Here is a 13347-nt window from a genome sequence, read left to right as displayed (position 1 = left end):
CCGTTGCCGGCCCTGGCCCTTCAAACTCGCGAAGGGCTGACAACAGAAAATAGAGGAGTCAAAGATGTCTCTCGGAATTGTTTTCCTGTCCGAAGTATTCGGCACCGCGATGCTGACCCTGCTGGGTTGCGGCGTTGTGGCCAACGTGGCGCTTAGAGGCACCAAGGGCAACAACGGCGGGTTCCTGATGGTCACCTGGGGATGGGGCATTGCCGTCTTCTGCGGCGTTTACGTCGCCGCCAAATCGGGCGCGCACCTGAACCCGGCGGTGACCATGGGCCTGCTGCTTAACGGCAAGAAGGAGTACGCCCCCGGCGTCGCCGTCGACTTCGGCTCCACCCTGACCTATTTCGGCGGCGAAATGCTCGGCGCCTTCCTGGGTGCCGTCGTGATGTGGCTGGCGCACAAGCAGCACTTCGACGCCGAACCCGAGCCCGCCAGCAAGCTGGGCGTATTCTCGACCGGCCCCGCCATCCGCTCCACCTCGTGGAACCTGATCACGGAAATCATTGGCACCTTCGTCTTGGTCTTCGTCATCCTCACGTTCGGCGGAACCCCCTCCGGCCTCGGCCCGCTGTCCGTGGCCCTGCTCGTGGTCGGCATCGGCGTGTCGCTCGGTGGTCCCACCGGTTACGCCATCAACCCCGCCCGTGACCTGGGGCCACGGATCGCGCACGCCCTGCTGCCCATCAAGGGCAAGGGTTCCTCGGACTGGAGCTACTCCTGGATCCCGGTCGTGGGTCCGCTGGTCGGTGGCTCCCTCGCGGGCATCGTCGCAGCGGTGGTCCCGATCATCGCCACCGCCGCCGCGGCGTAACCCGGCGGCCCCGACACCCAGCACTTCCGTATCGCCCTTACGATTCCGCATCAAACACCACTGCCAGGCCAACCAGACAAGGACGTCACCATGAACCAGTATGTAATCGCGATTGACCAGGGAACCACGAGCACCCGTGCAATCGTTTTTGACCACGACGGAAACATCGTCTCCAGCGGGCAGAAGGAGCACGAGCAGATTTTCCCGAAGGCCGGATGGGTGGAACACGACCCGGCCGAGATCTGGGACAACACCCGCGAGGTGATCGGCAGCGCGCTGTCCAAGGCGAACCTCACCCGGCACGACATCGCCGCGGTCGGCATCACCAACCAGCGTGAGACCGCGGTGGTCTGGGACAAGACCACCGGCAAGGCCGTCTACAACGCCATCGTGTGGCAGGACACCCGCACCCAGTCCATCGTGGACGAACTGGCCGCCGACGGCGGCGTCGAGCGGTTCAAGCAGAAGGTCGGCCTGCCGCTGGCGACCTACTTCTCCGGAACCAAGATCAAATGGATCCTGGACAACGTCGAGGGTGCCCGCGCCAAGGCCGAGGCGGGCGACCTCCTCTTCGGCAACACGGACAGCTGGGTGACCTGGAACCTGACCGGCGGCACCGACGGCGGCGTGCACATCACGGACGTCACCAACGCCTCCCGGACCATGTTCATGGACCTCGAAACGCTCAGCTGGGATGACGAGATCCTGGCCGCGTTCGGGGTGCCGAAGTCCATGCTGCCCGCCATCAAGTCATCCTCCGAGGTCTACGGCACCGTGCACACCTCCCAGCTGCTGCGCGAGGTTCCGGTCGCCGGGATCCTTGGCGACCAGCAGGCGGCCACGTTCGGCCAGGCCGCCTTCGCGAAGGGCGGAGCCAAGAACACCTACGGCACCGGCAACTTCATGATCGTCAACACCGGCGAAGAGATCGTGCACTCCAAGAACGGCCTGCTGACCACCGTCTGCTACAAGATCGGCGACGCGAAGCCGGTCTACGCGCTGGAAGGCTCCATCGCCGTCACCGGATCCCTGATCCAGTGGCTCCGGGACAACCTCGGCATGATCTCGTCCGCGCCCGAGGTCGAGACGCTGGCGAAGACGGTCGAGGACAACGGCGGGGTCTACATCGTCCCGGCCTTCTCCGGCCTGTTCGCACCCTACTGGCAGAGCGACGCCCGCGGCGTCATCGTGGGACTGACCCGCTTCGTCAACAAGGGACACATTGCCCGGGCCGCCCTGGAGGCCACGGCCTTCCAGACCCGCGAGGTGCTCGACGCCGCCAACGCCGACTCCGGAGTGGACATGGAGGACCTGCGGGTCGACGGCGGCATGGTCGCCAACGACGCGCTGATGCAGTTCCAGGCCGACATCCTCGGCATCCCGGTCATCCGCCCGAAGATCGTCGAGACCACCGCCCTGGGTGCCGCCTACGCCGCGGGCCTGGCCGTCGGTTTCTGGAAGGACACCGAGGAAGTCGGCAACTACTGGGCGGAGGACAAGCGGTGGGAGCCCACCATGGACGCCGGTGAGCGGGACCGCCAGCTGCGGCTCTGGAAGAAGGCCGTCACCAAGTCCATGGGCTGGGTCGACGAGGACGTGAAGTAGGGTTCAGCCTCTGTCGAGGGAGGCCGCACCCGCCCCGCCCGCTTCGCGGTGCCCACCACACCCTGGCGGGGTGCGGCCTCCCTCTTCCATGCGTCCGCACTTCAGCCGCTCGGGGGCGACTTACAGAAAGGGAGTTGGCCGGTGCGCTAAAGTAGTCGTATGCGTGCGATCCTCCTGCTTAGCTAGCCGCCCGGCATCCCGACGAAACCCGGATTGTCGAGCGGCAGCCCCTCCGTGTGAGGGGCTTTTGTGTGTCCGGGACGAAGTGCGGGACCGGAGCAGGGGACCAACGGATCAGGCGCGACCCGTCCTGATCGGACCAGATCGAAAGAACAGAAGAGGCCAGCAGTGAGCGTTCAGCCGGAGACAGAGACCGGAACAGCAGCAGCCGCCGCGGGCGAAGGCCCCGAGGAGGGCAGCTACAGCTTCGCCGCGATGGAGGCCAAATGGCCGCAGGTGTGGGAAGACCTCAAGGTCTTCACGCCCGTCGATGACGGGTCCAAGGAGCGCCGCTACGTGCTGGACATGTTCCCTTACCCCTCCGGCGACCTGCACATGGGCCACGCCGAAGCGTTCGCCATGGGCGACGTCGTCGCGCGCTACCTGCGCCAAAAGGGCTTTGACGTGCTCCACCCGATCGGCTGGGACTCATTCGGCCTGCCCGCAGAAAACGCCGCCATCAAGCGCAACGCGCACCCGAGCGAGTGGACCTACGCCAACATCGACACGCAGGCCGCCTCGTTCAAGCGGTACGCCATCTCGGTCGACTGGTCCCGCCGGCTGCACACCTCCGACCCCGAGTACTACCGCTGGACCCAGTGGCTGTTCAAGCGCTTCTACGAGCGCGGCCTGGCCTACCGCAAGAATTCGCCGGTGAACTGGTGCCCCAAGGACCAGACCGTCCTGGCCAACGAACAGGTCGTCAACGGGGCCTGCGAGCGGTGCGGAACCGCGGTCACCAAGAAGTCCCTGAACCAGTGGTACTTCAAGATCACCGACTACGCCGACCGGCTGCTCGATGACATGGCTGAACTGCGCGGCCACTGGCCCGAGCGGGTCCTCGCCATGCAGAAAAACTGGATCGGCCGGTCCGAGGGCGCCCACGTCACGTTTGTGATCGAGGCCGACGGCGGAAAGCCGGCCCAGGACGTCACCGTCTTCACCACCCGCCCGGACACCCTGTACGGCGCGACGTTCTTCGTCGTCGCCGCCGATGCCCCGATCGCCGTCGAACTCGTCACCGACGAACAGGCCCCTGCCCTGGAGGCCTACCGCGAACAGGTGAAGGCGCTCTCGGAGATCGAGCGGCAGTCCACCGAGCGGGAGAAGACCGGCGTCTTCACCGGCCGCTACGCGGTCAATCCGCTCAACGGCGAAAAGCTGCCGGTCTGGGCTGCCGACTATGTCCTGGCCGACTACGGCACCGGGGCCATCATGGCTGTGCCCGCCCACGACCAGCGTGACCTCGACTTCGCCCGGACCTTTGACCTCCCGGTGCGGGCCGTCCTTGACACCGGCGAGGAAGACCCCGCTACGAGCGGCAAGGCGACCGCCGGCGAAGGCACCCTGATCAATTCGGGCACGCTCGACGGACTGCCCAAGGCCGAGGCGATCCCGGCCGCCATCGCGATCCTGGAGCAACAGGGCTCCGGCGAGAAGTTCGTCAACTTCCGGCTGCGGGACTGGCTGCTGAGCCGTCAGCGCTTCTGGGGCACCCCGATCCCGATCATCCACTGCCCGGCCTGCGGTGAAGTCCCGGTCCCGGACGACCAGCTGCCCGTCACGCTGCCGGCAGACCTGCGCGGCGAGGACCTCTCCCCGAAGGGCACCTCCCCGCTGGCCGCCGCCGAGGCCTGGGTCAATGTCGAATGCCCCGCGTGCCACGGCCCGGCCAAGCGCGACACCGACACCATGGACACGTTCGTGGACTCGTCCTGGTACTTCCTGCGGTTTGTCTCCCCGGAGTACACCGAGGGTCCGTTCGATCCCGCGAAGATTAACGACTGGATGCCCGTCGGACAGTACGTCGGCGGGGTCGAGCACGCCATCCTGCATCTTCTGTACGCCCGTTTCTTTACCAAAGTCATCCATGACCTCGGCCTGATCGACGCCGACGAACCGTTCCGCGCGCTGCTAAACCAGGGCCAGGTGCTCAACGGCGGCAAGGCCATGAGCAAGTCCCTGGGCAACGGCGTCGACCTCGGCGAGCAGCTGGACCGGTTCGGCGTCGACGCCGTACGGCTGACCATGATCTTCGCGTCCCCGCCCGAGGACGACGTCGACTGGGCGGACGTCTCGCCGTCGGGATCCGCGAAGTTCCTGGCCCGGGCCTGGCGGCTGGGACAGGACGTCAGCAGCGCGCCCGGCGTCGACTTCTCCACCGGTGACCGTGCCCTGCGCGCCGTCACGCACCGCACGATCGCCGACGCCGAGGCGCTGCTGGACCACAACAAGTTCAATGTGGTGGTCGCGAAGCTGATGGAACTCGTGAACGCGACCCGCAAGACCATCGACTCAGCTGCCGGCTCAGCTGCCGGCGGGGCGGACCCGGCCGTCCGCGAGGCCGTGGAAGCCGTCGCGGTCATCCTGAGCCTGTTCGCCCCGTACACCGCCGAGGACCTGTGGAACGTGCTGGGACACCCGGCGTCGGTGGCCAACGCCGGCTGGCCCACCCACGACGAGGCGCTCCTGGTGCAGGACACCGTGACCGCCGTCGTGCAGGTCCAGGGCAAGGTACGGGACCGGCTCGAGGTCTCGCCGGGCATCGCCGACGACGAGCTCCGCGAGCTGGCGCTGGCCTCCGAAAATGTGCAGCGAGCGCTCGACGGCCGGGACATCCGGACCGTGATCGTGCGCGCCCCTAAACTGGTCAACATCGTGCCGGCCTAGCCAGCGGGACCCGTTTACCGGCCGCCGGCACCCGCCGGCGGCCGGAACTCTTTCAGGAGGTGCTTGGTGCCAGACCGTGAGCCCCCGGGCTGGGTGTGGCTGCGTGAGCGGCTCGTCCGGCTGCGCCAGGCCGGCGGCAGTCCCGGAGCGGCCGCCGAACCCCTCCCGGCAGCCAGCAGCGTGCGGACGGCAGTGGTCACCGACTCCGCGGCAGCCCTGCCCGCGGACTGGGTCCGCGACTTTACCGCCGACGGCCGATTGACGGTGGTTCCGATGCCGGTCATGGTCGGCACCGACATCTACGGCGAGGGCGAGGACGACATCGCCGAGACCATCGCCGTTGCGCTGGCCGGCGGCCGGCCGGTACAGACGTCACGGCCCTCGCCGGGCCAGTTCGAAAACGCCTACCGGGCCGCAGCCGCCCGCGGCTTCGATGCCGTGGTCTCGATCCACATTTCCGGTGAGCTCTCCGGCACCCCGGACTCCGCCCGGCTCGCCGCTTCGCGGGTCCCGATCCCGGTGGAGGTCCTTGATTCCCGCACCGTTGGCATGGCGCAGGGGATGGGTGTCCAGAGCGCCGTCGTCGCGGCCGCCGACGGCAGGGACGCGCAGCAGGTCACCGCCTTCGCCCGGGAGCGGCTGGACCGCACCAGGGTCTATTTTTATGTGCCCAGCCTGGAGCAGCTGCGCCGCGGCGGCCGGATCGGCGCCGCAGCCTCGCTGTGGGGCACGATGTTCTCGATCAAGCCGCTCCTGGCGGTCGAGAACGGCAAGGTCGTGCCGCTGGAAAAGGTGCGCTCCGCCGCCCGGGCCATCGCCCGGCTGGAGGAGATCGCCGCCACCGATGCGTTGTCCCGCCCCGCCGGGGATGCAAGGCTTGCGGTTCACCACTTCGGCAACCCGGCCGAGGCCGAGCAGCTCGCGGCCCGGCTGCAGCAGCGGCTGCCCGACGGCCCGCCGGTGCAGATCAGCTCGCTCCCCGCGGTCCTGGCCGCCCACGCGGGCCTGGGCGTGCTCGCCGTGATCGTGGGGGAGAGCAGCACCCCGCCGGCCGGGAACGGCACCGGGGGGACCCCAAAGCGCCTGTCCACATAGCCCCGCCCGGGCCTGGTGGCCGGTCCGTCAGCGCTTTTAGGCTGGGTGCATGTCGCGCCGCAACCCCGGAACCGGAGCCCGCGGCGGAGCCGACGGCAGCGCCCGGCACCGGTGGGCGGCCAGCCTCGGCTCCGCCGGCCAGGCGGGTTTGCTCGACGCCGGCAGTCCGCACGCCGGCCCCGGGCCGGACGCCGCGTTGGCCGGCCCTGCGGGCGGTGCTGCGATGGACGACGTCGGGCCGGATGCCGTGCGCAGGCCGGCTGCGGCGCGTTGGCGTACCGGACGACGCGCGGCAGCATTGCTGGCGCTAGCCTGCGTGCTGTTGGGTGGCTGGTTCTGGTGGCAGGCTGCCGACGGCGCGCCCCGGGTCCAGCCACTCGGTGGGCCGACGGGATCCGAACCGGCGCGCGGGACCGCCGGGGCGGAGACCCTGGCCCCGGCGGAGAGGTCCGGGGCAGCGGCCGCCGGGACGGTCTTCGTGCACGTCGCCGGGGCGGTAGCCAGTCCCGGGGTGCTGGAGCTGCCCCTCGGCAGCCGGCTCCATGAGGCGATCAAGGCCGCCGGCGGAAGCACTCCCGGCGCGGACCTTGACCGGCTCAACCTCGCGGCACTGCTCGAGGACGGCCAGAAGATCCTCGTCCCCGAGCGCGGAAGCCCCGAGGACGCCACGGCGGCTCCCCCGAACGGGTCCAGCGGAGCCGGGACGGCCGGGGCCGGGCCGCAGGCTGAGAAGATCAACCTGAACACCGCCGGCGTCGAACAGCTGGCCACCTTGCCGCGGGTCGGCCCGGTGCTGGCCCAGCGCATCGTGGACTGGCGCAAGCAACACGGCAGGTTCAGCAGCGTCGAGGAACTGGACGCCGTCGACGGGGTAGGCCCGAAACTGCTCGCGGCACTTTTACCGCTGGTGCGGGTCTGAGATGCCGGCGGACTCGCGGCCGCCCCGCTGGCAGGTGCTGCGGAACGCGGCCGCCCAGACCCTGGCCGAAGCCTCGCGGGAACCGGCGCGCAGCCCAACGAAGCCCGGGTTCGTCGCGGACCTCACCGCCGCCGTGAAGGCAGGATTGGAACACCGGCTGGTGGCGGCCCGAGGCGCTCTCCTCCCGGCGACGGGCCCGGCCTCGCCGTCCCCTGCCGGAGCCGGGGAACAGGGGCGCCGCAGGACCGACCTCCGGCTGGTGCCCGCGGCCGTGCTGGTCTGGGGCACCGCGCTGGCCGGAGGGTGGCTGGGGCCGGCGGCGCTTGCTGGTCTCGGTGCGGTGATGGCCGCCGTAGCCCTGCTGCTGCTGCTCTCCGGCCGTCGGAGGAGGCGGCCAGCAGCCAGTCTCCGGGGCACGCTCGCCACGGCGCTGCTCCTTGGCTGCGTTGCCGGCGCCCATGCCGCGGTGGCCGCCGTGCCCCGGCATGCCGGTGCCCTTGCCGACGCCGTGGCCGCAGGCGCCTCAGTCGTCGCCGAGGTTGAGGTCAGCGGCGTGCCGCGGCAGCTGCCCGCTCCGGGCCGCGGCGGAGCTGCCGACCGGTGGGCTGTGCCGGCCAGCCTACTGGTCCTCCTCGTGGACGGCCGCCGGGTCGAAACCCGGGCGCCGGTGGTTGTCCTCGGCGGCGCCGACTGGGCAGCCGCCGGGCCCGGCGAGCGGATCCGGACCACCGGAAAACTCAAACCGGCAGGCGACGCGGGCGCGGCGGGCATTCTTGCCGCCTCCTCGGCTCCGGCGCGCGCCCCCGGCGGCCAGCCGGCCATGGCCCCGGCGCTCTGGCGAAGCGGGTTCAGCGCTGCCGCGGCGGCGCTTCCCGGGGATGCGCGCGGGCTGCTGCCGGGAATGGTGACCGGCGACACCGGAACGCTGGACCCGCAACTGGCCGTGGCCATGAAGACGGTGGGGATGACGCACCTCACGGCGGTCAGCGGAGCCAACTGCAGCCTGATAATGGGCGCGCTCCTCTTCGCCGCCCGCAGCGTGCGGCTTCCCCGCGCGGCGGCCGCCGGACTCGCGCTCGGCGGGCTGGTCCTGTTCGTGCTGATGGTCGGACCGGATGCCAGCGTGCTGCGCGCCGCGGTCATGGGCACGATCGGCCTTGCCGCGCTGGTGTTCGGCCGGCCGGGCCGCGGCCTGAGCATGCTCTGCCTGGCGGTTACCGGGCTGTTGCTGGCGGATCCGGCCCTGGCCGGCGACTTCGGCTTCCTGCTGTCGGTGCTGGCCACGCTCGGCATCGTCGCGGCCGGCAGAACCATGATGGGCTGGTTGGCCGCCGTGGTGCCCCGGGCGCTGGCCGCCGGCGTCGCGGTTCCGCTGTCCGCCCAGTTGTTCTGCGGGCCGGTGATCGTGCTGCTCCAGCCCCAGTTCTGCAGCTATGCACTGGCCGCCAACCTGGCCGCGGCGCCGCTCGTCGCACCGGTGACACTGGCCGGCACAGCCGCGGTGCCGCTCGTGCCGCTGGCCCCCGCCCTCGCCGCGGTGCCGATCGCCGCCGCGGGCTGGTTCGCTTCCGCTGTAGCCGGCGTCGCCCGCTTTTTCGCGGGCCTGCCCGGAGCGGCGCTGCCCTGGCCGGAAGGTACCTTCGGCGCCGTCACCATGGCGGTGCTGTCGGCGCTCACCCTGCTGGCTGCCTGGTCGCTGACCCACCCGGCCGGCGTCGGCCGCCTGCTGCTGGGCTGGCACGACTGGATCGCTGCCCGGCTGGCGGCGGCCTTCGACCCAAAGACCGGCCCACCCGCCGGCCGGCCGCAGGGCCGCCGGCGGGGCCGTGGCTTGGTGGACCGATGCCGCCGTGGCAGGCTTAGACCCGTACACCAACACCCCGGAGGAATCACCAGTGGCTGCTGCCCAGACCCAACGCACCAAGGCCGCGTCCGCGAACACCGCCACCTGGCGTGATGTAACCCCGGCCGCGGTGGTGCTGGTGGGCGGCCCCGAAGATTATCTGGGTTCGCGTGCGATGGACCGGATCAGACAACAGGTCCGTGCCGCCGCGCCCGACGTCGAGGTGACCCGGCTGAATGCCGGCAGCTACGAACCCGGGACATTGGCGATGAACGTCAGCCCGTCCCTGTTCGGCGAACACAAGTTGATCGAGGTCGAGGGCCTCGAGGCGATGAACGACGCCTTCCTGGCCGACGCGCTGAAATACCTGGACCGGCCCGAGCCGGATGCCGTCCTGGTCCTGCGCCACGGCGGGGGAGTGCGTGGCAAAAAACTACTGGACGCCATCAAAGCGGGCGGCTGGCCGGTGGTCGACTGCCAGCCGCTGAAAAAGGACGCGGAAAAGGCGGCGTTCGTCAGCACCGAATTCAAGGCAGCCTCGCGCCGGATCGAGCCCGACGCCGTGCAGGCGCTGGTCAACGCCGTCGGCGCCCAGCTGGCCGAGCTCGCGGCCGCCTGCAACCAGCTGATCGCCGATGCCAGCGCCGCGGTGGACGCCGACATGGTGGACCGCTACTACGGCGGCCGGGTGGAGGCCAGCGGCTTCAAGGTTGCGGATGCGGCCATGGCCGGCAATGCCCCGTTAGCGCTGTCCACCCTCCGGCACGCCCTGGATACCGGTGCCGACCCGGTGCCGATCGTCGCGGCGCTGGCCGCCAAGCTGCGCACCCTGGCCAAGGTGGCGGGCGCGCAGGGCTCGTCCGGCCAGATCGCGAAGCAGCTGGGGATGCAGGCCTGGCTGGTGGAAAATGCCCAGCGGGACGTGCGGCGCTGGACGCCCGAAGGCCTGGCCCGCTCCATCCAGGTCACCGCCGAGGCCGACGCCCAGGTCAAGGGCCTCTCCCGGGACCCGGTCTACGCCGTTGAACACGCCGTGACGGTCATCGCGGGTTCGGTCCGGCGCTGACCGGACCGAAAGCCGCGTTAACTGGCTGTGACCGGCACCTTGGCGGTGCCGGCCACAATCATCAGTTCAGTTGAACTGGAAAACCTTAGAGTGCGTTGACCTTCTTGGAGATCGCGGACTTGCGGTTTGCAGCGTTGTTCTTGTGCAGAACACCCTTGCTGACAGCCTTGTCGAGCTTGCGGCTGGCAGTAACCAGTGCAGCAGACGCGGCATCCTTGTCGGTGGACTCAACGGCGGTGTTGACGGCGCGGATGGCAGTCTTCAGTTCGGACCGGACTGCGTTGTTGCGCAGGCGGGCCTTCTCGTTGGTCAGGATGCGCTTCTTCTGGGACTTGATATTAGCCACGTGTGAACTCTCTTTTTCAATGCGGAAAATGGTCTAGAGGGCTTTCAGATTGGCCATTGACTGAGCGGCGTGGGGATACCTATGGCGACCAACCATCTGTGGCCGTCGACCTGCACGGACACACAGCTGTAAATCATAGCAGAGACGGGCTGCCGGTGGCGATCCGCTGCCGTTAGGACCAGCCACGCCGCGTCCGCAGGGCCTCGGCGATGCTGCGGAACCGGCCGGCGTCCAGGATGGCCCCCTCGCGGCGCACGTCCCGCGGGCTGATCTGCAGCACACGGTCCAGGCGCGCCTCACTGGGCCGCCACTGCCGGTCCCACGGGCCGGTGCCAATGTCGATGTAATCCTCGGCGCGGCGTTCGTCGGCGTCGTGATCCTTGCTGGTGAGCATCAGGCCAAGGAGGTAGCTGCCACGGGTTCCGACCAGGAGCACCGGCCGGTCCTTCCCCCGGCTGTGGTCTTCCTCGAAAGGCACCCAGGTCCACACGATTTCGCCGGGTTCGGGCAGGCCATTGGCCGCGGGGCTGTACTGCACCCTGGCGGTGCCGTGGAAGTCGCCGGGATAGGTCCCGCTCAGGCCCCCAGCCGGCGGCCGTGCTCCCGGTTTGGCGGTGGGGGAACCGCCCAGCCGGTCGAGAAAGCGAAGGGTGCCGCGGAGGGCATTTCCGAGCGAACGCAGGTTCAGGGCCATAGGGGAAACCCTACCGGGATGGGGACGCATCCGGTCCGGGATGCTGGGCAAGCTGCCGGGACGTGGGAGACTATAGGAACGAGAAGTGCGGTGTATGGCTCCGAGGAGCCGCAGCGGCTGTGCGTGTCCGCGGAACAGGGTTCCAGCACAAGCCGGCAGCACCACCGCCAGAACCCATCAGCATTGCCAACAGTAAGGACCCTGCGTGTCTCCCATGGCCCGCACCGCCCCGGTGCCTGCCGCAACAGATCCGGCCCTCATCCGGAACTTCTGCATCATTGCGCATATTGACCACGGCAAGTCCACCCTGGCCGACCGGATGCTCCAGTACACCGGCGTCGTTCAGTCCCGGGACATGAAGGCCCAGTACCTGGACCGGATGGACATCGAGCGCGAACGCGGCATCACGATCAAGTCCCAGGCCGTCCGGATGCCGTGGGAGCTCGATGGCACCAGCTTCGCGCTGAACATGATTGATACCCCCGGCCACGTCGACTTCACCTATGAGGTCTCCCGTTCGCTGGCGGCCTGCGAGGGCGCGGTGCTGCTGGTGGACGCCGCGCAGGGCATCGAGGCCCAGACCCTTGCCAACCTTTACCTGGCCATGGAAAACAACCTCACGATCATCCCCGTCCTGAACAAGATCGATCTGCCGGCAGCGCAGCCGGAGAAGTACGCGGAGGAACTGGCGAACCTGATCGGCGGCGACCCGGAGGAGGTGCTGCGCGTCTCGGGCAAGACCGGCGTCGGCGTTGAAGCCCTGCTGGACAAGATCGTCCGGGACCTGCCCGCTCCGGTCGGCGACCCGGCAGCCCCCGCGCGGGCCATGATCTTCGACTCCGTCTACGACACGTACCGCGGCGTGGTGACCTACGTCCGCGTGGTCGACGGCATGCTGCACCCCCGCGAACGCATCCAGATGATGTCCACCCGGGCCACCCACGAACTGCTGGAGATCGGGGTCAGCTCGCCGGAGCCCACCCCCTCCAAGGGCCTGGGCGTCGGCGAGGTCGGCTACCTGATCACCGGCGTGAAGGACGTCCGCCAGTCCAAGGTCGGCGACACGGTCACCAACCTGGCCAAGCCGGCCAGCAGCTCGCTTCCCGGCTACGCGGACGCCAAGCCGATGGTCTTCTCCGGCCTGTACCCGCTGGACGGCACCGACTACCCGGTGCTCCGCGACGCGCTGGAAAAACTGATGCTCAATGACGCCGCCCTGGTCTACGAACCGGAAACCTCCGCGGCCCTCGGCTTCGGTTTCCGCGTCGGCTTCCTGGGCCTGCTGCACCTGGAAATCACCCGGGAACGGCTCGAACGCGAGTACAAGCTGGACCTGATCTCCACCGCCCCGAACGTGGAGTACGAGGTGACCCTGGAGGACAAGAAGGTCGTCCACGTCACCAACCCGAGCGAATACCCCACCGGGAAGGTCTCCGAGGTCCGCGAGCCGATGGTCGCCGCCACCATCCTGGCCCCCAACGAATTCGTCGGCGCCATCATGGAGCTGTGCCAGAGCCGCCGCGGGGTGATGGGCGGCATGGACTACCTCTCCGAGGACCGGGTGGAAATCCGTTACCGCCTGCCGCTGGCCGAGATCGTCTTCGACTTCTTCGACATCCTCAAGTCCAAGACCCGCGGCTACGGCTCGCTGGACTGGAAGGCCGACGGCGACCAGGTAGCGGACCTGGTCAAGGTGGACATCATGCTCCAGGGCGAACAGGTGGACGCTTTCAGCGCCATCACCCACCGTGACAAGGCCTACGCCTACGGCGTGATGATGACCGGCAAGCTGCGCGAACTCATCCCGCGCCAGCAGTTCGAGGTGCCCATCCAGGCAGCCATCGGCTCCCGGATCATCGCCCGTGAAAGCATCCGCGCGATCCGCAAGGACGTCCTGGCCAAGTGCTACGGCGGCGACATCACCCGAAAGCGCAAGCTGCTGGAAAAGCAAAAGGAAGGCAAGAAGCGGATGAAGATGGTGGGCCGCGTGGAGGTGCCGCAGGAGGCGTTCATCGCCGCGCTCACCACCGAGGAGTCCAAGGACAAAGCCAAGGACAAGGCCAAGAAGTAGCC

At 69.1% G+C, this 13347-nt stretch carries 10 protein-coding genes; 8 read left to right on the top strand and 2 right to left on the bottom strand.

Annotated elements, in window-relative coordinates; translation table 11 throughout:
• Positions 1 to 64 precede the first annotated feature (64 nt).
• The 7 genes from AC3ANP_RS14465 (at position 65) to holA (ending at position 10234) form a co-directional block, all read left to right on the top strand.
• Positions 65 to 817, top strand: a complete 753-nt coding sequence (locus tag AC3ANP_RS14465) for an MIP/aquaporin family protein (RefSeq protein ID WP_488330843.1) — start codon at positions 65 to 67, stop codon at positions 815 to 817.
• A gap of 90 nt (positions 818 to 907) precedes the next feature.
• Positions 908 to 2422 (top strand): glycerol kinase GlpK, encoded by a 1515-nt coding sequence (glpK, locus tag AC3ANP_RS14460; protein ID WP_488330842.1) that lies wholly within the window; start codon positions 908 to 910, stop codon positions 2420 to 2422.
• Positions 2423 to 2770: 348 nt separating this feature from the next.
• The gene (gene leuS, locus AC3ANP_RS14455) at positions 2771 to 5311 is read left to right on the top strand and encodes a leucine--tRNA ligase (RefSeq protein WP_488330841.1); all 2541 of its coding nucleotides are present in this window, start codon (positions 2771 to 2773) and stop codon (positions 5309 to 5311) included.
• A gap of 66 nt (positions 5312 to 5377) precedes the next feature.
• Positions 5378 to 6406 (top strand): DegV family protein, encoded by a 1029-nt coding sequence (locus tag AC3ANP_RS14450; RefSeq protein WP_488330840.1) that lies wholly within the window; start codon positions 5378 to 5380, stop codon positions 6404 to 6406.
• A 49-nt stretch (positions 6407 to 6455) separates the two neighbouring features.
• Positions 6456 to 7325: a ComEA family DNA-binding protein gene (locus tag AC3ANP_RS14445; protein WP_488330839.1), complete on the top strand. Its 870-nt coding sequence runs from the start codon at positions 6456 to 6458 to the stop codon at positions 7323 to 7325.
• Position 7326: 1 nt separating this feature from the next.
• Positions 7327 to 9282, top strand: coding sequence for a ComEC/Rec2 family competence protein (locus AC3ANP_RS14440; protein WP_488330838.1), 1956 nt, complete (start codon positions 7327 to 7329; stop codon positions 9280 to 9282).
• The gene (gene holA, locus AC3ANP_RS14435; protein ID WP_488330837.1) at positions 9221 to 10234 is read left to right on the top strand and encodes a DNA polymerase III subunit delta; all 1014 of its coding nucleotides are present in this window, start codon (positions 9221 to 9223) and stop codon (positions 10232 to 10234) included. The genes AC3ANP_RS14440 and holA overlap by 62 nt, the downstream gene beginning before the upstream one ends.
• An 85-nt stretch (positions 10235 to 10319) precedes the next feature.
• Here holA and rpsT read toward each other — a convergent pair whose 3' ends face one another.
• Positions 10320 to 10580, bottom strand: a complete 261-nt coding sequence (gene rpsT / locus AC3ANP_RS14430) for a 30S ribosomal protein S20 (protein WP_488330836.1) — start codon at positions 10578 to 10580, stop codon at positions 10320 to 10322.
• A gap of 172 nt (positions 10581 to 10752) precedes the next feature.
• A complete protein-coding gene (locus AC3ANP_RS14425) occupies positions 10753 to 11274 on the bottom strand; it encodes a type II toxin-antitoxin system PemK/MazF family toxin (protein WP_488330835.1) in 522 nt (173 codons plus the stop codon).
• Between the two features lie 205 nt (positions 11275 to 11479).
• Between AC3ANP_RS14425 and lepA the strand changes: the two genes are divergently transcribed.
• On the top strand, positions 11480 to 13345 hold the full coding sequence (lepA, locus tag AC3ANP_RS14420) for a translation elongation factor 4 (protein WP_488330834.1): 1866 nt from the start codon (positions 11480 to 11482) through the stop codon (positions 13343 to 13345).
• Positions 13346 to 13347 lie beyond the last annotated feature (2 nt).

This window comes from Arthrobacter sp. JB02-1C (assembly GCF_057748045.1).
Note: the sequence above shows the minus strand (reverse complement) of the source record. Positions and strands in the feature narration are given on the sequence as shown.